This is a genomic window from Priestia sp. YIM B13486 (assembly GCF_042787865.1).
Taxonomy (GTDB): Bacteria; Bacillota; Bacilli; order Bacillales; family Bacillaceae_H; genus Priestia; species Priestia megaterium.
In genome coordinates this window covers 1-18,436 of the sequence record NZ_JBHZOZ010000017.1, presented here as the reverse complement: position 1 = coordinate 18,436, position 18,436 = coordinate 1, and the positions used below count along the sequence as shown (strand labels likewise).

19 protein-coding genes are annotated in these 18,436 nt (G+C 37.7%); 11 read left to right on the top strand and 8 right to left on the bottom strand.

Features of this window, described 5'->3' with window-relative positions; all coding sequences use genetic code 11:
• Positions 1-100 precede the first annotated feature (100 nt).
• Positions 101-496 (bottom strand): CotG/ExsB N-terminal domain-containing protein, encoded by a 396-nt coding sequence (locus ACFX4G_RS25955; RefSeq protein WP_377577907.1) that lies wholly within the window; start codon positions 494-496, stop codon positions 101-103.
• 113 nt (positions 497-609) lie between these two features.
• On the opposite strand from ACFX4G_RS25955, the gene ACFX4G_RS25950 reads away from it, so the two are divergent.
• Positions 610-1,056: a GNAT family N-acetyltransferase gene (locus ACFX4G_RS25950; RefSeq protein ID WP_025749479.1), complete on the top strand. Its 447-nt coding sequence runs from the start codon at positions 610-612 to the stop codon at positions 1,054-1,056.
• A 189-nt stretch (positions 1,057-1,245) separates the two neighbouring features.
• Here ACFX4G_RS25950 and ACFX4G_RS25945 read toward each other — a convergent pair whose 3' ends face one another.
• Positions 1,246-2,415, bottom strand: coding sequence for an MFS transporter (locus ACFX4G_RS25945; protein ID WP_050688235.1), 1,170 nt, complete (start codon positions 2,413-2,415; stop codon positions 1,246-1,248).
• A 174-nt stretch (positions 2,416-2,589) separates the two neighbouring features.
• Between ACFX4G_RS25945 and ACFX4G_RS25940 the strand changes: the two genes are divergently transcribed.
• Complete coding sequence (locus ACFX4G_RS25940; protein WP_013082184.1) at positions 2,590-2,784, top strand: hypothetical protein; 195 nt, start codon at positions 2,590-2,592, stop codon at positions 2,782-2,784.
• A gap of 31 nt (positions 2,785-2,815) precedes the next feature.
• On the opposite strand, the gene ACFX4G_RS25935 is transcribed toward ACFX4G_RS25940, so the two are convergent.
• From ACFX4G_RS25935 to ACFX4G_RS25925, 3 genes are all read right to left on the bottom strand, one after another.
• The gene (locus tag ACFX4G_RS25935) at positions 2,816-4,117 is read right to left on the bottom strand and encodes an NCS2 family permease (protein WP_013055916.1); all 1,302 of its coding nucleotides are present in this window, start codon (positions 4,115-4,117) and stop codon (positions 2,816-2,818) included.
• A 219-nt stretch (positions 4,118-4,336) separates the two neighbouring features.
• Positions 4,337-5,287, bottom strand: coding sequence for a sensor histidine kinase (locus ACFX4G_RS25930; RefSeq protein ID WP_318331088.1), 951 nt, complete (start codon positions 5,285-5,287; stop codon positions 4,337-4,339).
• Between the two features lie 17 nt (positions 5,288-5,304).
• Positions 5,305-6,003, bottom strand: coding sequence for a LytR/AlgR family response regulator transcription factor (locus ACFX4G_RS25925; RefSeq protein ID WP_318331089.1), 699 nt, complete (start codon positions 6,001-6,003; stop codon positions 5,305-5,307).
• 175 nt (positions 6,004-6,178) lie between these two features.
• Here ACFX4G_RS25925 and ACFX4G_RS25920 point away from each other — a divergent pair, with 175 nt between their 5' ends.
• The 7 genes from ACFX4G_RS25920 to msrA all read left to right on the top strand — a co-directional run bounded on the left by ACFX4G_RS25920 (position 6,179) and on the right by msrA (position 11,287).
• Positions 6,179-6,916: an ABC transporter ATP-binding protein gene (locus tag ACFX4G_RS25920; protein WP_028407859.1), complete on the top strand. Its 738-nt coding sequence runs from the start codon at positions 6,179-6,181 to the stop codon at positions 6,914-6,916.
• Between the two features lies 1 nt (position 6,917).
• Positions 6,918-8,084: an ABC transporter permease gene (locus tag ACFX4G_RS25915; protein ID WP_318331090.1), complete on the top strand. Its 1,167-nt coding sequence runs from the start codon at positions 6,918-6,920 to the stop codon at positions 8,082-8,084.
• A gap of 114 nt (positions 8,085-8,198) precedes the next feature.
• Positions 8,199-8,333 carry a hypothetical protein gene (locus ACFX4G_RS25910; protein ID WP_318331091.1) on the top strand — a complete coding sequence of 45 codons (135 nt, stop codon included), beginning with the start codon at positions 8,199-8,201 and terminating at the stop codon, positions 8,331-8,333.
• 122 nt (positions 8,334-8,455) lie between these two features.
• Positions 8,456-8,902 carry a hypothetical protein gene (locus tag ACFX4G_RS25905; protein WP_318331092.1) on the top strand — a complete coding sequence of 149 codons (447 nt, stop codon included), beginning with the start codon at positions 8,456-8,458 and terminating at the stop codon, positions 8,900-8,902.
• 137 nt (positions 8,903-9,039) lie between these two features.
• The gene (locus ACFX4G_RS25900) at positions 9,040-9,540 is read left to right on the top strand and encodes a MerR family transcriptional regulator (protein ID WP_377577900.1); all 501 of its coding nucleotides are present in this window, start codon (positions 9,040-9,042) and stop codon (positions 9,538-9,540) included.
• 202 nt (positions 9,541-9,742) lie between these two features.
• A complete protein-coding gene (locus ACFX4G_RS25895; protein WP_097824042.1) occupies positions 9,743-10,171 on the top strand; it encodes a MarR family winged helix-turn-helix transcriptional regulator in 429 nt (142 codons plus the stop codon).
• 153 nt (positions 10,172-10,324) lie between these two features.
• A complete protein-coding gene (gene msrA, locus ACFX4G_RS25890) occupies positions 10,325-11,287 on the top strand; it encodes a peptide-methionine (S)-S-oxide reductase MsrA (RefSeq protein ID WP_097824041.1) in 963 nt (320 codons plus the stop codon).
• A gap of 25 nt (positions 11,288-11,312) precedes the next feature.
• Here msrA and ACFX4G_RS25885 read toward each other — a convergent pair whose 3' ends face one another.
• From ACFX4G_RS25885 to ACFX4G_RS25875, 3 genes are read right to left on the bottom strand one after another with little or no spacing between them, the layout of a single operon-like run.
• Positions 11,313-12,437 (bottom strand): GerAB/ArcD/ProY family transporter, encoded by a 1,125-nt coding sequence (locus ACFX4G_RS25885; protein ID WP_097824040.1) that lies wholly within the window; start codon positions 12,435-12,437, stop codon positions 11,313-11,315.
• Between the two features lie 12 nt (positions 12,438-12,449).
• Complete coding sequence (locus ACFX4G_RS25880) at positions 12,450-13,535, bottom strand: Ger(x)C family spore germination protein (protein ID WP_097824039.1); 1,086 nt, start codon at positions 13,533-13,535, stop codon at positions 12,450-12,452.
• Positions 13,536-13,549: 14 nt separating this feature from the next.
• Positions 13,550-15,070: a spore germination protein gene (locus ACFX4G_RS25875; RefSeq protein ID WP_097824038.1), complete on the bottom strand. Its 1,521-nt coding sequence runs from the start codon at positions 15,068-15,070 to the stop codon at positions 13,550-13,552.
• Positions 15,071-15,272: 202 nt separating this feature from the next.
• Between ACFX4G_RS25875 and ACFX4G_RS25870 the strand changes: the two genes are divergently transcribed.
• On the top strand, positions 15,273-16,928 hold the full coding sequence (locus tag ACFX4G_RS25870) for an alkaline phosphatase (RefSeq protein WP_377577894.1): 1,656 nt from the start codon (positions 15,273-15,275) through the stop codon (positions 16,926-16,928).
• Between the two features lie 751 nt (positions 16,929-17,679).
• Entirely contained in the window at positions 17,680-18,423 is a 744-nt protein-coding gene (locus ACFX4G_RS25865; protein WP_318331094.1) for a LytR/AlgR family response regulator transcription factor, read from the top strand.
• Positions 18,424-18,436: the final 13 nt, after the last annotated feature.

The following is an 18,436-nucleotide window of genomic DNA, read 5'->3' as shown; positions in this document are numbered from 1 at the left end:
TTTTCCTTTTCAAGAAGAGTAAAACGAATGATTATGTAAAATAAAAATCTTAAAAAAAGCAAGCCGCGTATGTTTTAAACTCGACTTGCTTTAGATTTATTTAGCGACGACAGCCATGCCCTTTAAAGCAGCAGCCAAATGATTTATTAAACCATGGGTATGAGCAGCAAGGTGAACCGCAGCGACAGCGGCGACGGCTAGAACGACGAGTAGAACGGCGAGTAGAACGGCGAGTAGAACGGCGAGTAGAACGGCGAGTAGAACGGCGAGTAGTGCGGCGAGTAGAACGGCGAGTAGTGCGGCGAGTAGTGCGGCGAGTAGTGCGGCGAGTAGTGCGGCGAGTAGTGCGGCGAGTAGAACGGCGAGTAGAACGGCGAGTAGAACGACGACGAGAGCGTCTGTGAAGAGCAGTTGGCTCTTGGTACATAAACGTTTCAAGCTCAGTAGAAGCAATCGCTTCTGTTGCTTCTCTAATTCTTTCAGCAGTGATATGCATATAAACACCTCCTGGCTAATTCGGTACATAATACAATATGTACAAGGAAGGCGTTTGGATATAGTGAAAACATGGAATTTGTCTAAATTTGTGAAAGAAATGGAGTGGTTTTCATGCTTCAAATCCTCGAACATCAAAGAGTAGATATCGCTCTTCAAATAGTAGCTGTGCAAGTAGAAGCTTATCAAGAAGAAGCAAGGCTCATTGGTTTTTCAGATATTCCTCAGCTTACAGAAAGCAAAGAAGATATTATGAAAAGCAAGGAAGTGTTTATCGGAGAAATGATTGAAGGTAAGCTAGCAGGAGTGCTGTCGTTTGAAAAAGAAAATGAGCGATTAACGATTTGCCGCCTCGTTGTGCGTCCTCGTTACTTTCGAAAAGGAATCGGAAGCCGTCTTTTAACACATGTACTTCAAAGATATTCTGAATGTGAATGTATGGTGTCTACAGCCGAAAAAAATACACCTGCGATTAAGCTGTACAAAGCGCATCAGTTTTCAATTATAAAACACACTGCAGCTGCTGATAACCTTGTGTTAGTAACGATGAAAAGAGATTGAGACATCGCTAAATTAATCTAAAGGCCAACAAATGAGCTATATGAGCTAGTAGGAATCGACTGTTGATTTCCAATTAACACAGCTAGAATACTCCTAACAATAAAAAATCCGAACGCGCTGGATTCTCCATCAAAAATCTCGATTCACCGTTCGGATCTTCTTTCGACTAAAATAATGTTGTCCCGGCCTCTACGATGAGAGTGTTTGCTCAGAATAATCTAGAGCTGTATGACGCTGAATCAGCAGTAAAGCAGCTAAAGTGACAACAGCTCCGATAATAAAGGGCAGCGTCATATTGAGTTTAAAGGCAAATGCACCAAGCAGAGGACCAAAAATACGCCCTAAGCTATCCATTGAGGCGGTTAGCCCCGAAGCAGAGCCATATCCTACTTTGGTTCTCATTGTAATTAATGAGAGGACACAAGGACGAATAAGGGCATTTCCTGCTGTAAATATGCACAAAAATAAGGTAGCATTAACGGCACTAGAAGATAACAAAATAGACGTAAATCCTATTGCTGAAACCAATAAGCCAATGGCCATCAGCTTTTTTTCATTTCCTTTTTTAAATCGCTGCAGCACACCGCCTTGAATCAGCGCTTGAGTTAAACCGCTCGCCATAAACATCCATCCGATTGTCGTAGGAGTAGCATTAATTTTCGCTATTTGAAAAAATTGAAAAGTAGCTTCTAAACCAGCGAGCGTAAAAGTCGCTAAAAATGAAAGAACATATAAATACTTCATAGCTCCTTGAAAATCTGACGTGAAGTCATGCCATCTCGATGTCTGTACTTTATCAGCAGATTCTTTTCGTAAAGATTCTTTTAACGTAAAGAATGAGAACGCTGTCATAATCAGTGACAAGATACCAGAGATAACGAAGGGAACAAACAAGCCGAAAGATGAAAGGACGCCGCCTAATGCCGGTCCAAAAATAAAGCCTAAGCCAATCGACATTCCTAACAGTCCCATTGCTTTCGTTCGGTTTTCTTCATCTGTACTATCAGAAGCATATGCAAAAGCACAAGGAATAACAGCTCCTGCGAACAAACCTCCGATGATGCGCGACGTATACATTAAAGTCAGAGAGTTTTCTGCCACCGAAAAAAGAAAAAAGCTTGCGCTAAAGCCGAGTAAGCCCCAAAGTAAGATGGGACGCCGGCCTTTTATATCGGAAAGCTTCCCCCAAAAAGGTGCGGTAATAAAAGATGCGATCGAATAGCTAGCCATTAGTACTCCTAAATTGACCGTGCTTGCACCCGTGGCACGAATAACTTCAGGTACGATGGGGATGATCACTCCAAAGCCGACAAATACCATAAAAATAACAAACATTAACGTTCCAAGCTGTTTGTTCATATGCAATTAAGCCCCTTTCTCTGTAGAACATGCCGTGAGTTTAGTATACCAAATACAAAGAAGTTTTTTACGTATATTTGGTAAAAAGCGTTTTATTTACAAATGGATAACTATGTTAATATTTACCTGTTTTGCTGAGGATGATACAATTAAAAGAAAAGGGACGTGAAGCGATTGCCAATATGGATTGTATTTGCTGGGATCATAGGCGGTCTTTTAGGGTTTGGGGCGCTAGTGGATTATATAGCTAAGAAGAGAAGTATCGAATTAGATCCAGAAGAAGGAATAAAGAATGCTTCTGATGCAGAACAAATCTATGTGGAAAATTATCTTTATCAAACAAAAGAAAATAACAATCACTTTCAATAAAAAAAGCTTGGAGACGAATCTCCAAGCTTTTTTAATGCGGTAAAAAGATGAGCTGATAGAGAAATAAAACAGCAAAGACATACACAAGTGGATGGACTTGTTTGCCTTTTCCTTTTACCAGCTTCATTAACGGATAAGAAATGAAGCCTAGCGCAATTCCTGTTGCAATACTTGATGTAAGAGGCATCGCTAGAACAACTAAAAAGGCAGGGAACGCTTCATCAAAGTCATTCCAATTAATTTTAGCTACAGCACCCATCATCAAGCTTCCGACAATAATTAATGCAGGTGAAGTAATAGCTGCTACGCCAGAAACCGAGCTTACAACCGGACTAAAGAACGCTGCAACAATAAATAAAATGGCTACCGTCACACCTGTTAGACCTGTACGTCCGCCTGCTGCTACACCAGATGAAGATTCAACGTAAGCCGTTGTTGGGCTTGTACCAAATAAAGCTCCAATCGTTGTACCAAATGAGTCAGCAAGCAATGCTTGACGTACGCGAGGCATCTTATTACCTTTCATAAGACCGGCCTGTTGAGCTACTCCTACCATTGTACCTGTTGTATCAAAAATTGTAACAAGTAAGAAAGAAAAAACAACTGTGTACAGATCATGATGAATAACATCTCCAAAAGCAGCAAAAGGATTTGAAATCATTAAGCCGTCTGGAAGGTGAGGAGAAGCAAACAAACCTTTATCAAATGAAAGCTGTCCTCTAAAGAAAGCAATTAACCCCGTAATAATCATACCGAAGAATAAAGCGCCGTTTACATTTAGCGTATATAAAATGATTGTAATCGCAAGTCCAATCAGTGTTAAAACTACTTTTTCAGACTGCAAATCACCAAGTCCAATTAAATTTGACTTATTTGCAACAATAATACCGGCTGAACGAAGCCCGATAAACGCAATAAATAAACCGATACCAGCACTAATCGCGTGCTTTAAATTGTTTGGAATAGCTTCAATTAATTTTTCACGAAACGATGTTAACGATAGGATGATAAAGATAATACCCGCTACGAATACAGCTGAAAAAGCAGTAGCATAGTCGATACTTCCATTTGAACCAACAACTAAAGCAGCAAAGTATGCATTCATTCCCATACCGGGAGCAATAGCGATTGGATAGTTAGCTGCAAGAGCCATCCATAGCGTAGCTACGACTGCTGAAATAATAGTAGCTGTAAATACTTGATCAAAAGGAACGCCGGCGCTGGACAAAATAACTGGGTTCACAATGACGATATAAATCATGGTTAAAAACGTTGTAATACCAGCTAAAATCTCCGTTTTAGCATCCGTGTTATATTCTTTTAACTTAAACATAAGTAACCTCCAAAAATAACGAACATTAAAAGCAACATGATATATAATATTCGTTTTTTACTTGAAATGCAATAGATTTGCATATAAAAAATCAAAAACTAAGAAAGTGACGATAAAAGAGCTAAAACAAGTGTGAAATATTTCTTTTTTTCGGTGCTTTTTATAGTGTGTGCGTATAGAAGAGGCTCATACGAAAAAAAGCCGCTTGGGCTGCAGCGGCTATGTTGCTTGTTTTGAGGCAACGACTATTGGAAATTTTATTTTAATGGAAAGAGTTAAATCGTTATACGTATATTCCAAGCGTCCGTGGTAGTTGGAAACAAGTTCAGAAATAATCCACGTGCCAAGGCCTTCGTGGCGTTCTTTCTTTTCTGTAACATGAAAAGAAGTAAACAAGTGATCTTGACGCTCTCGTGATAAAGGAGCGGTAGAATTGCTGACTTCTAAAATGTAAATGCCGCTTCGGATCATACTCGAAACGGTTATCTCTTTTTTCTCAGAAGAATGAGCGGCTTCTAAAGCATTATGCAGTAAATTCATGATGAGATTCATTTGGTCAAGATGCTTTAAAGGCAGCTGTGATAAAGGTGAATCTAATTGAACATTCATATGTATTCCCCACGTATGTGCTTGATTCTTGCTTTGATGTACAACAGAAGCAACGTGCGAATGTTCACCTTGAATATATGAATGGGTATCATTCAAAGCTTCAACGTAATCTTGAATATACTCTTGTGCCTGCTGTCTTTGATTTGTTTCTAGAAGATAGGATACGGCACTGACATGTTTAATAAAATCATGTCTTTCAGCCCTTAACGCTTGAAAAAGCTCATTGTTTTTTTGAATTTCACGTGAAGCACTGCTTTCCCGGTTGGTTACGAATATGTATTGTTGATAAGACGAAAACATGTCGGTCATGTAACCAATCATTGCGATAACGGTTAGGCCAATACTAAAAGGTGAAGATAGGCTAAATAAAAGCAGGAAAAAAGACGTCAGTACGATTGCTTTTTTTATAGTTAGTGAAGGAGCCGTTTGATATTTCTTTCTCCATATAAAAAATGAACCAATTATAAAAGAACTAAGTAGGAGATGTAAACTAACAGGCAGGTCTTTAAAAAAGAGGAGCACGAAAACAGTTAGTAAAACTAGTGTGTAAAATAGTTTCATTTTAGATAGTCCCTCCTTTAAAAGTATTCTTTTTGCAAGATGTCTAAATTTGTTTTCGTGATTAAAGCTGTTTTTTCGGTGCTTTGAAACATCACTGAGTAGGAGTGCTTAGTATACAGGGAGAAATTTTGAATATAGGAAATGTTGATAATAAAAGCTCGATGAGACCTTAGAAAATGACTCGCTGTTAATTCTTTTTCAATTTCGTTTAATGATTGATAGGTACTAAATTCTCCATTTGTCGTTATGATTGTGGTAGAGCGACCTGTTCGTTCTGCATATATAATATCTTGTTTGTTCAGCACTTGCATTTCGGTTTTTTGTTTTAAAATAAGCTTATCTCTTGTGTCAGTTGATTGTTTTTTTTGATGAAAACGCTGAATGCCTTTTAACAAACGCTCTTTAGAATAAGGCTTCATAATGTAGTCTAAAACGTTGAGTTCAAATGCATGAACGGCAAAGCCGCTGTGCCCAGTGACAAAGATGACTTGAATATCAAGTGCGTAGGCATTGATAAAGTCTGCAAGCTCATAACCTGATAGCTTTGGCATTTCAATATCTGTAATTAATAAATCAATTTCATTTTTTTTAATTTCGTTATAAGCTTCCTCCGCGCTGCTAGTCGAAAAAAGTATGTCTATATCATCTTCTCTTTCTAAAGAAATCCTCAATTTCTCTAAATCATATGAATGATCGTCCACTAATCCTACTTTCATAAATAAAAACCCTCTTTGTTTCATTCTATTGGATATTACCACACTATTTTACCATGATTTACAAGGTGGAAAGGACGTTTCGCGACATAAAAAACCCTCTTTATGACAAGATGGAAGATGCTGTATGAAAAATAAGCTAAGATATAGTCAATCACAGTAAAAGGGGAGAGCGGATATGATTGAAATCAAAGGTGTTACGAAATATTTTAAAGAGAAAAAGCAAACAATTGCAGCAGTTCAAGATATTCATGTAACTATCTCACAAGGAGAAATTGTAGGGCTATTAGGTGAAAATGGTGCGGGGAAAACAACTCTTTTACGTATGCTGTCGACTGTACTTGAGCCATCGGAAGGTAATATGTTCATTCACGGAATTAACATTCATAAACAGCCGGATAAAATAAAACAAAGAATTGGCGTGCTTTTTGGCGGTGAAACAGGCTTATACGACCGTTTGACCGCTCGTGAAAACTTAGCTTATTTTGCTAAGTTTTATGGCATGAGCAAACATGAAACAAAGATAAGGATTGAGGAACTGGCCAAACGTTTTGGAATGAAAGACTACTTGGATCGCCGCGTCGGAGGCTTTTCAAAAGGAATGCGTCAAAAAGTAGCCATTGCACGCACTATTCTTCATAACCCGGACGTTATCCTATTTGATGAGCCGACTACAGGATTAGACATTACATCAGCAAACATGTTTCGTGAGCTTATTAAAAGTCTGCAAAGAGAAGGAAAAACGATTATTTTTTCCAGTCACATTATGGAAGAAGTGGAGATGCTGTGTCAGTCTATCATCATGATTCATAAAGGAAAAATGATTTATCAAGGAACAAATGAACAGCTTTATAAAGAAGAAGAAAGCACAGATTTAAACTATATCTTTATGTCGCGTATCGTGAGGGGGGCTTAATATGATTTGGCATATTTATAAAAAAGAGTTAATTGATTGTTTGCGAGATCGAAAGACGATTATCTTTAGTGTGTTGATTCCGATTTTATTAAATGTAGGGATGCTGTTTTTTGTAGATAGAATGATGTCTAGTAATCAACCTGATGGTATGTCCATAGCTGTTGAGAAAGGCTCAGATACAAGTGTAGTGGAATGGTTAAAGAAAGATAGAAACCTTCAAGTTGTGGAAAGCGAAGATCCACTTCAAACAGTGGAAAAAGGCAAAGCATCAGTAGCTTTAAAAGTTGATAAGAAATTTTCTGATAAAATTCTCCATATGCAATCGCCGGACGTAATGATTTATACAAGTCCAGATAGCGTAGAATCTTCACGTACAACAGAGTACGTTACAGCTATATTAAATAAACAGAGGGACGGCATTATAAAAGAACGTTTAACACAATTAAATATTAATGATCAAACGATTCAGCCCTTCTATGTCAAGGAACAAAGCCTTTCAAATAAAGATAATAGTTCATTAATTATGGTGGCAATTTATGCTCCTATGATTATTGCTATAGGGGTGTTAGGTGGTATTGTACCTTCCGCTAATGATATTTTCGCAGGAGAAAAAGAGCGAAAAACGATGGAAGCTCTACTCATGGCTCCTATTAAAAGACTACATTTACTAATAGGGAAGTGGTTTACTATTTCTACATTTGGGGTCTTAAGCGGAGTGCTTTCTACTATTTCATTTGTGCTTTTTGTACGCTACTTTACCGTGACGTTAAATGATGCCTTGAATCTAAATAATCATCTCATTGCTTTTAGCGCTTCATTACTAGTGGCTATCACTTTGTTTGCCTTATTAGCAGGGCTAATTCTTTGTATCTTTAGTCTCTTAGCAAGTTCGGTTAAAGAAGCGCAAAGCTATACATCGCAAATTGTTACAGTAGCGATACTGCCATGCTTTTTACTGATGGGAAAATCTGTAAACGAGCTGCAGTCCAATGTCTTTTTAATTCCTATTTATAACGTATTTGCACTTATGAAACAGCTTCTCTACGGTGTCTATGACATGCAGAGTCTCGTCTATACAATAGGAAGCTTATCGGTTTGTACGGTTGTTTTATTTGCGGTTGGTTATACGATGTTTACGAAAAGCCGCTGGGTGCTTGGTAAAGGTTAAGAGACTGGGCAAAAGTAGTTTAGTTGAAGGAAGGTCCGAACGAGTAATCGTTCGGATTTTTTTATTGGAATGGTGAACGTATGTTTCAAGTATGTAGTTAGCTGCTTCTAGCTGTTGATTGGAGGGAAAGACGGAGACTCCTGTAAAAAAAGCGGAACAGGTGAGATCCCACAGGAGCGGAAGCGACGAGGAGGCTCACCGGCCGCCCGCGGAAAGCGAAGTCTTGCACGGAAATCAACAGCGGGGTAACAAGCGCTTCATAATAGCTCATTTACCCCATTTGTTTGTCTCTAGATTGAATTGATTTCGTTATGTCTCAACTTTTTGTGTAGGGAAAGAGCAATTAAAAGAGAATGTAGGAAGAAAGGAGAGTGAGACAGTTGCATCCTATTATAGTAGAAGAAATTCCTGACTCTATAAAAAAGTATGTGAAAAAAATCGAAAAAGTGACGTTTCCAAAGCAGGGATGTACGTCGGATGTTGGTATCCTTCATACCGCTAAAGGAAGGTATGTTTTAAAGCGGACAAAAGGGGAAAAGTACAGAAAATGGTTATATAAGGAATATTATGTATTAAAAAATATACAGGCACTGGCGGACTTTCAAAGCCCGAGTGCTTACAAATTCGTTCAAACAGCTGTTATTGACTGGAGCGGAGGAACTTGCGGAGATGCTCGTTATGATATGGCGCTTGCTGTGCGCTTTGAAGACGGAATCTTTACAGGTAAAGAGCGCGCGTCTTTTTTTAAGGGATATGGCAAGCAGATTTCACAGCACGAATTTTGTTATTTTGCAGAAGGATTGTACGAGTTTTTCTAAGCAATAATGACATCATTTTCTTCATTTGTTGAACGTCCACTTTCTTTGACGAATTCATACTAGTTTTGTCACGCATGAAGGGATTTAAAAATTTCTCTCGAAATGGCTAGTAAATGAAAAAAATGGAGGGATGGAACATGACGATGAAAACGGTAGATGTGGCAAAAACGCTGGGAATACATCCAAGTACGGTATTAAAGTGGGTCAAAATGGCGGATATCGAGCTAGAGAGAAATGAATCAGGACACTGTGAGTTTACAGAAGAAAATGTTGAAGCACTTAGAAACTTTCAAAAAAATCGCAATCGTCAAGCCGTCGTCAAAGTGGTAGAAAAAGTAGTGGAAAAAGAGGAGGTCGTTATATCTGATGAACGTGCACAAGACATGCAAAAGCAGCTTGATCAGCTTTTTTTAAGGCTAATTGAAAATGAAAAGCGTACAGAAGAAAAAGCGGGAGAAGTAGTGACTTTTCAAATTTTAGAGCATCGTTCAGAAATAGATCGATTAAATAAAGTTATTACGAAATTAGAAAATCGAGTAGTGGAACTTGAAAGTCAGTTAAAAAGTGAAGACAGCTTAAAAGGTAAAAAGCCTGTTCCGAGATGGAGAAGCTTTTTAACCGGTATTTTTAGCTATTAGCAGCGATTTACCATAACGGTAAATCGCTTTTTTTATGGAATTTTATGAAAAATACATCAACTTGTACAGAATTGTGGAAAAAAATCTCAATAATAGTTGACGAAACGCTTAGTAATTTGATAAAACTAATTAAGTTAAGAAAGTGAAATACTTTCGTAAATACATATTCGTTATCAGGCGATAGCGTTAAGGAGAGTGACAAGTGAAAAAAAGAGAAGAGCTCGTTCAAGAAATGGAGACGCTGTTTCGCTTTGTGTTCAGACAGCTTCGCCAAGAAATTAATGAAGTATACAATTCAGAGCTATCAACAAATGAATTTATGGTGCTTCGTATGCTGGTTGATTCCGGCAGGCAGCGATCAACTGATTTATCAAAGCATCTTCAGGTTTCAGCAAGCCACATTACGGCGGTAACCGACTTGCTTTTATCAAAAGGCTACATTGCACGCAAACGGTCTGAAAACGATCGGCGTATTATTGATATTGAACTGACCAAGGAAGGACAGGATATTTTTAATGCTATTCAAGAGAAGAAACGAGCCTATTTCCTTGAGCGTTTTGAGCACTTTACAGATAAAGAAATTGAAACGGTGAATAAACTGTTTCACAAAATTAAAGGCGATCAAAAATAAAGCGCTTTAAATGCGGAAGAATAATCAGTGAACATGGCTTTCACTGATTATTTTTTTGTCTTAAAACGCAAAGAGTATGAAAGGCAAGTTAGTTGGTGAGAACATAAAATCAGCGTATAATAATAGAAAGAACACATGAAGGAGGTCATCTTTTTGACAGAACAATATGAAGTAGCAACTTTTGCGGGCGGCTGTTTTTGGTGTATGGTGAAGCCCTTTGATGAACAGCCAGGCATTATAAAAGTTGTATCTGGCTATACAGGCGGTCACAAAGAGAACCCGACGTACAAAGAAGTATGCTCAGAAACCACGGGCCACTATGAAGCGGTCCAAATTACATTTGATCCAGAGGTTTTTCCATATGAAAAGCTTTTAGAACTATACTGGCCTCAAATTGATCCAACGGATGCAGGGGGACAATTTGCGGATCGAGGCGATTCATATCGAACAGCTATTTTTTATCACAATGAACATCAAAAGGCACTAGCTGAAGAATCGAAGCAGCAATTAGAAGCAAGCGGTCGTTTTTCTGAGCCGATTGCTACACAAATTCTACCGGCAAAACCGTTTTATGAAGCGGAAGAATATCATCAAGGTTACTATAAGAAAAATAAATTCCGCTATGCTATGTATCGACGCGGATCTGGACGTGATCGTTTTATTAAAGAAAACTGGAAAGACTTTGGACACGACGAGCAGCTGAAAACGACATTAACGCCTATTCAATATGAAGTTACTCAAAATGACGCAACGGAACCTCCGTTTCGCAATGAATTTTGGGACCATACAGAAGATGGTATTTATGTAGATATCGTATCAGGAGAGCCGTTGTTTAGTTCAACTGATAAATATGATGCCGGATGCGGATGGCCGTCTTTCACAAAAGCGATTAATAAAGATGAAGTAAAAGAAAACATGGACGTTAGTCATAATATGGTTCGTACAGAAGTACGAAGCAAAACGGCTAACTCTCATTTAGGCCATTTATTTGATGATGGTCCGCAAGATGCAGGCGGCTTGCGCTACTGCATCAACTCAGCAGCTCTTCGCTTTGTTCCGAAGGAAGATTTAGAAAAAGAAGGATACGGGGAATACGCTGTTTTATTTAACAAATAAAATAATATGAAAGAAAGAGCGTGATTCAACTTAAAGTTGGCTCACGCTCTTCTTTTTGTGCTTTCTTTTGTTTTATTTTGGCTCGAATAAGGCTATAGAGAAAAAGGAAAGGAATGTAGCCATAAATAAAGTAAAAGCCGGTCATGGATAATCGTGTATTAAGCTGATCGATGGTTTCTCTATCATCAAAGAAAATAGAAAAGCCAAGAAGAGCAATAAGAACTAATATGAGAAAAATCGTAGGCGGCTTATTAAATGTTTTACTAAATCCACGAATTGTACACCATACGCTGACAGCAATAGTAGGAAGAACGACTAAAAGCCACAGAGAAATTAAAATATATTCAAAACGCTGTAAAAATGGGATTTCAATAATTTTAGCCATTGTTAAAGTTGGCCAGATGGTATGGCCTAACTGTCCTTGACTAAAGTAAGCAAATGATACTAATGCTGTGCACAAATATAAAAAAGTACTGAACAAAACCCCATATTGCCCCCACTTCTGACTAGTAGCGCCATTTTTTATAAATGGATAGAAAAAAAGCACGGATTCAAATCCCAAATTCTCAAAGGTCATCATTTTAGTTGAAATTAAAAATTCCCATATTGTGTGGTCAAATAAAGGAAATAAATTATTAAGGTGCCCATACTTTAACGGATAGAGTAAGGCAAATACGAGCGGCAAGGGAAGCATGACTCCAAAAAAGGCAATTCCAGTAATCACACGAAACCCACCGGAAACTGTGTAGTAAATAATAGGCAGGTATACAAGTGATACGACCCATGTTTCTAACTGTGGAAACATCCATATTTGCAAAATCTCTACATATGTTCGGTAAATCGTTAATGCAAAGATAAAATAATAAATGGAAGCGGCAAGGGTTAAAGCCCCTCCAAGGTATTTTCCAAAATATAGCCGGTGAATATCAATAATATCGCTGTTTTCACGGGTTAAAATATTAAAAATCATTGCCAATAAAATACAGGTGCTGATCGCTGCAAGGATGATAGATATCCATGCTTCATATCCGGCACCTTTAATAACATAACGCTGAAATCCTAGTATTCCAACGCCAATCTGAGTAGAGTGAACTAAGAAAAAAAGAAAAGAAGGGGAAACTTGATTTTCTTCTTTAATTGTATTGTGCATCTTTTCTTCCTCCTAGTTGCTAATACCGGTTTGAATAAGGTGAACGCGAGCTTTTACTTCAATATTCATATCCGGATATTGCGCTTTGAATTTTTCACTGTTAAACCTTCTCGTTTTACTTCGAACATAATCTGTAAAACAAATGGGGTCGATTTTGTGCTGCTGAAGCTTCTTAATAAAAGCATCCCCGTCTTTTTCAATATCTTTTTGAAGCGTTTTTTCAACCATTTTAATACGGGCTGGGTCTGTTAAATCTATCCATCCAGGAAACTCTTTTACAAGACCATCGACAGTTAAGTGGGCAACGATACTTGGGTTTTGATTATTTCCTTTAATTTCATATTTTGTTTTGGTTCGCAAGTTTTGCAGTATAATTTCGCCTTTACGGTCACTTTCTTTAATTTTTACTGAGTAGCGGCCGTGCTTTGTTCCGCTTGTTAGCAGCTTAAATAAAAACGTTTCTTTCATTCCGATGGTTGTAACGACTTTTTGTTCTTTGAAAAGCGCCAGCCCCTTTAATTTAATAGCATCTTTTTCTTGTGCTAAAACAGGAAGGTATGGGTCACGGTCGTCGCTAAAAAAACTGAATAAAAAAATTTGTAAATTGGTGTTAGGCAAATTTTCTGTGCGGATATTTTGTTCGATTAAATTAGAAATAAACTGATAGTCCTTAATTTTCTTTTTTGTAACGGAGCTTAATAATTCATGTGCGTTGCCGTCTACAATGCTTAATTTAATATTACGTCCAAGGTCTGGATTTCTAGCAATTGTATTTACTAACTCCTCTACTCCATGTGTTGCAAATTCTTTTCCCATAACGATGCTTCTCAGCTGCCCAAACGCGACGGGAAGAGATGATTTATTGTTTAAACGGAGTGGAATATCAAATGATGAATTAGCAGTAGCCGCAATAATACTCGGTTCTTCCGTTGGTCCGTATTTATAGATAGGGTATAAAATAGTTCCTCTGACTTTATTGCTTTGAGGAATATAATCATATCCGATGGAGTTGACTACTTGAATTTCGTCAATCGTTTCACGGTCTGCACAGCTCGTTAAAAAAGTAAGGCAAGTGCATAAAATTAGTATTCTTTTCATGACGTTTCCCCGCTTTACTCATTATCTAAATTACTTTTTCGTTTCATCTTATTCGCTTTATTAGGGTTATAGCGGAAGCGCTCTAAAGGGCGCAAGTAGCTTGGCCGCTTGGCCGTATGACTATAGGGCAGTCGCAGAAATGTATCCCTATACTCTGTGGGGCGAAACGGAAAAAGCGGAACAAGATAAGGCATTCCTAAAGATTTTAAGCGAAGCAAATGAACCAGCAAGAAACAAAAGCCAAAGGTGATGCCGACTAAACCGAACGCAGTGGCAAACAAAATAAACGGAAAACGTAGCAGCCGGATCGTGTTAGACATTTTAAAAATAGGCGTTGTAAAAGAGGCTAAAGCTGTCAGTGAAACAATAATAAGCAAAATATTGCTTGTTAACGCAGCTTCTACCGTTGCTTGCCCAATAACAATCCCGCCTACGATTCCCAGTGTTTGCCCTACTTTTGTTGGAAGTCTGGCTCCTGCCTCCCGAAGCAGCTCAATGGTGATTTCTAAAAAAAGTACTTCGATGACCGGTGGAAAAGGAACGTTTGTCCTTGAAAAGATAATAGGCCCCAGCAAATCTTTTGGAAGCATCTCATAATGATACGTAACAATGGCTACATAAAGAGGCGTAGCAAAAATAGAGAAAAAGACGCCCAAAATACGAATAACCCGGAAAAATGACCCTAGAACCCATGGTAAATAGTAGTCTTCAGGTGAAATAAAGAAGTCAAGCAACGTTGACGGTCCCGTAACTGCGTAGGGTGAACCACTCGAAAAGAAGGCAGCTTGCCCGTTTAACAGACTAAACAGGACCCGATCAATCCGCTCTGTTGTTAAAAAAAGCGGAAACGCCGTAGAAGAATTATCGGAAATTAATTGATCAAGCATTGTACTATCAAAAATGACGTCGAAATCAATATCTTCAAGGCGCTGGGTCATGGTGTCTACGTGCTGAGGGTTCGTTACGCCTTCTAAGTAAACAAGCACCACGCGCGTTTTCGATTTATTTCCTACGGTGAGTTCTTTAAAAATAAGGTTTTCGGAAATGACCGTTTTTCTCATTAAATAGAGATTGACATCTAAATCCTCCACAAAACCAATTTTAGGACCAACGACGCTGAACTCATTTTCCGTTTCATTTTCTTTTCGAAACCCCGTATCAAAGCTTTGAACTTTAATAAGAGCTACTAGCTTATCGTCTTTATGCAGTTGAAACATCACATAGCCGCGCAGCAGCTTTTCTAAAATTTCTTTTGTATCTTTTGTAACGGAAATATCTTCAATGGGCAGAACATTTTCGACTTCATATACACTGCTTAACGTGAAGTCTAGTTTTTGAAAAGGCTCAAGTATTTTATCTTCAACACTTTGCATGTTTACGAGCTGTTTAAAATAAGTAATGATGTATTTTCGGTGCTGCGAGCCAATGGCTAATGTTGTAAAATCACTTGATTTTTTAAATTGGTTAATCAGTTCATCCAATGTTTTTTTGGGCTGATCGTCTGCATTTTTTCTTTTAAATAAATGTTTAAACATAACCGTGCCCCTCGCTTGACTTTCTATTACTGGTAGTTTGTTCATGTACTTCCTTTTTATTCGACTATTTTTTCTTAAGAAGAAAGGAAGAATATAAAGACAAACTTTACACTCTTTTACAGCAGATAAACAGTGGGTTTACGTTTGAATGGTAACTTTAGACATGTCGAAGACAATTAAATAAAGGAGCGGGTACATTTATATGAAGAAAAAATTAGCAGGTATTACACTGGCAGGAGCAGTAGCATTGGCATCGTTTGGTGTAGGAAACTCACTTATTCAAACGGAAGCAAAAGTGGAGCACAAGTCAGCTAAGAAACCTCAAAATGTCATTATGATGGTAATGGACGGGACGAGTTCAAATGCTACTACACTCGCAAGATGGTACAAGGGAAAACCGTTACATATGGATCAGCTGATGGCCGGGGGAGTACGTGCGTATTCGGCAGAATCTGCTATTACAGATTCCGCTCCGGCAGCTACTGCTTTAGCAACAGGAAATAAATCAAATTCAGGCTATGTAGGTGTGCTTCCTTCAGTAGTGAATACACCCGGGGTTAAATCCGTAGAAAAAGAAGATCAATTTCGTCCCGTAGCAAACGTTCTAGAAGGAGCAAAGCTTTCAGGGCGCGCGACAGGAATTGTGGCTACCTCTGAAATCCAGCACGCCACACCAGCTGGTTTTTCAGCCCACAACTATAGCCGTGATGATTTTCAAACGCTAGCGGAGCAGCAAGTGTATCAAAACATCGATGTAGTGCTTGGAGGAGGTAAGCAATCTCTTCTTCCAGGAAAAGAAGAAAAAAGCCGGAAAGACGGTGAAAACTTAGTCAATGTATTGAATAAAAGAGGATATGACTTTGTAGAAAATAAAAAGGAATTAGAGCAGTCACACGCCAAAAAAATCTGGGGGAGCTTCGCCGACCGAGACTTAGCATATGATATGGACCGACCGCAGACAAAAGCAGAACAGCCAAAGTTGTCCCAGATGACAAATAAAGCAATAACAACACTATCCAAAGATAAAGACGGTTTTTTCTTATTTGTTGAAGGAAGCAAAACGGATTGGGCAGCTCATGCGAATGATCCAGTAGGAATGATTAGCGATGTACTAGCGTTTGATGAAGCAGTGGGCAAAGCAGTAGAGTTCGCTAAAAAAGATGGAAATACGATGGTTATTGCGATTGCCGATCACGGAAACAGCGGTCTTTCAATCGGTAATGCAAATACAACAAAAGGATACGATACCACACCTGTTTCTGCTTATATTGATCCATTAAAAAAAGCAAAAATGACGTTAGAAGGTGCTACGTCTAAATTAAAAGAAGATTTATCAAATAAAGAAGAAGTAGCTGCTTTGTATGGTTTATCAAATCTAACTTCAGAGGAAAAAGCGCAGCTGACTAAAGCAAGAGATAAAAAAGAAATCAGTGCTACACTATCGAAGTTATTAGCCAACCGAGCAAACCTTGGATTCACAACAGGCGGTCATACGGGTGAAGATGTATTTCTGTATTCATACGGCGTAAATCGACCAACGGGGCACTTTGATAATACGGATATTGCCAAACATATGGCTAAGTCAATGAACATTAACTTAAACGAATTAACAAACGAATTGTTTATTGAAGCAAATAAAGCGTTTAAAGGCTCAAATGTAGCGGTTGACACAAAAGACAAAAACAATCCTGTGCTGGTAGTGACAAACAATAAGCGAACGGTACGTTTTCCAGTAAATAAAAATATTGCTATTGTAAATGGAAGAAAAATTCAAATGGACAGCGTAGTGATACAGGATAAAAAGAATCGCTTCTTTGTATCAAAACAAGCACAGCAAATTGTAAAAAATGCAAAATAAGAAATGAATGTAAAACAGGCCGGGTTATAACTTTAGGCCTGTTTTTTTACAAATAATAGATGGTTAATTAAGTTATGTAGCCTTTATAGAGGAATGAAGCTATTTATTTTACAAATAAATAGCTTTGAACACTTAAAGAAATGGAAAGTCTTCACGTTTAACTATATGTGATTTATACTATGAAATGGTATAATAATCATAGTTTTAAAAGGAACTAGTTCGGAATACATATGTAAGTTCATACCTTTGTATGCTAGAATTTTTATAATAAAATGAATAAAAAATACATAAATTCTTTTGGATTAAATCACAAAATCAGGGTTGTTAAGGACAATATGTAAGTAATTACCTTTAATGAAAAGTAAAAAAATTAACAAAAGTACGGGTGAAAGAGCGTAGAACATGTTTTAATAGTAAGAGAAAACAAAATGATTGAAAAGAGCGTGTCGCCTTTATGGAAAATGTTAAATAAAGATTTTGACATGCTGATTTACAGATTATAAAAAGGGTATTAAATCATTGTTAGGAAAATAAATGATAATAGATAAACGGTTTTTATGTCTTCTTCTAGAAAACCTACAATTATTGCAATATTCCCCATGAACAATCGTTGTGTGTTCATTAACGATTAGCGTCCGTGTAGATCATTCATCTCAACATAAAAACACTATAACGATGTGTAGACATGCATAAAACAGAATGGGCAATAGTTCGTACTATACTTTAACATTGTATCCTAGGGGGAGTCAGGATGAACAAAATTAACTTAATTATTGCCGATGATAACGAAGATTCGGTTGAAATTTTAGATTATTTTATAGAACAGCTTCCGGAATTTGAAGTGATTAGCATCTGCAAAGACGGAGAGCAGCTTGTACAGGAAGTGATGGCCAAGAGCCCAGACCTTTTGCTCGTAGACATTAATATGCCTACGATTAACGGTGTAGATGCCATAAAAAAGTGCCTGCGAATTAAGCCGAATTTAAACTTCATTTTTATCACCGGTTACGATGAATTTGCTGTGAAGGCATTTGAGCTGTCAGCATTGGATTACATCGTAAAACCGATTGAAAAAACCAGGCTTTATATGGCGTTAGAGCGGGCAAAAAACTCCATTGGAATTGATGAAAATCAGTCGAAAAAGCCAGGTCAGCAATTAAAAAGGCTGCCTGTAAAATTTAATGGATCTACTTACTACATTCCAATTGATCAAATTATTTTTATTGAAAAATCCGGAAAAAAATGTTTGATCTATACTCAATCACGTGTCTATGAGACATATGAAAATATTAGTGATATCTATATGTATTTGAACCCTTCTGTATTTAGTCAAACACACCGGTCTTATATCGTGAATTTACAGAAAGTTTCGCACATCACACCAAAAAATGAAACATATCTTGTTTATTTCTTAGAAATTGATGAATATGCTCATATCTCAAAATTAAAAATCCAAGACGTTCAAAAACAGCTGCATCAGTTAATGACCAATTAAGAGATGCTGCTGC

What these genes read in the sequence shown, in the direction of transcription:
- ACFX4G_RS25955 (WP_377577907.1), bottom strand. Translation starts at nt 496, where the DNA reads ATGCATATCACTGCTGAAAGAATTAGAGAAGCAACAGAAGCGATTGCT.
- ACFX4G_RS25950 (WP_025749479.1), top strand. Translation starts at nt 610, where the DNA reads ATGCTTCAAATCCTCGAACATCAAAGAGTAGATATCGCTCTTCAAATA.
- ACFX4G_RS25945 (WP_050688235.1), bottom strand. Translation starts at nt 2,415, where the DNA reads ATGAACAAACAGCTTGGAACGTTAATGTTTGTTATTTTTATGGTATTT.
- ACFX4G_RS25935 (WP_013055916.1), bottom strand. Translation starts at nt 4,117, where the DNA reads ATGTTTAAGTTAAAAGAATATAACACGGATGCTAAAACGGAGATTTTA.
- ACFX4G_RS25930 (WP_318331088.1), bottom strand. Translation starts at nt 5,287, where the DNA reads ATGAAACTATTTTACACACTAGTTTTACTAACTGTTTTCGTGCTCCTC.
- ACFX4G_RS25925 (WP_318331089.1), bottom strand. Translation starts at nt 6,003, where the DNA reads ATGAAAGTAGGATTAGTGGACGATCATTCATATGATTTAGAGAAATTG.
- ACFX4G_RS25920 (WP_028407859.1), top strand. Translation starts at nt 6,179, where the DNA reads ATGATTGAAATCAAAGGTGTTACGAAATATTTTAAAGAGAAAAAGCAA.
- ACFX4G_RS25915 (WP_318331090.1), top strand. Translation starts at nt 6,918, where the DNA reads ATGATTTGGCATATTTATAAAAAAGAGTTAATTGATTGTTTGCGAGAT.
- ACFX4G_RS25900 (WP_377577900.1), top strand. Translation starts at nt 9,040, where the DNA reads ATGACGATGAAAACGGTAGATGTGGCAAAAACGCTGGGAATACATCCA.
- ACFX4G_RS25885 (WP_097824040.1), bottom strand. Translation starts at nt 12,437, where the DNA reads ATGCACAATACAATTAAAGAAGAAAATCAAGTTTCCCCTTCTTTTCTT.
- ACFX4G_RS25880 (WP_097824039.1), bottom strand. Translation starts at nt 13,535, where the DNA reads ATGAAAAGAATACTAATTTTATGCACTTGCCTTACTTTTTTAACGAGC.
- ACFX4G_RS25875 (WP_097824038.1), bottom strand. Translation starts at nt 15,070, where the DNA reads ATGTTTAAACATTTATTTAAAAGAAAAAATGCAGACGATCAGCCCAAA.
- ACFX4G_RS25870 (WP_377577894.1), top strand. Translation starts at nt 15,273, where the DNA reads ATGAAGAAAAAATTAGCAGGTATTACACTGGCAGGAGCAGTAGCATTG.
- ACFX4G_RS25865 (WP_318331094.1), top strand. Translation starts at nt 17,680, where the DNA reads ATGAACAAAATTAACTTAATTATTGCCGATGATAACGAAGATTCGGTT.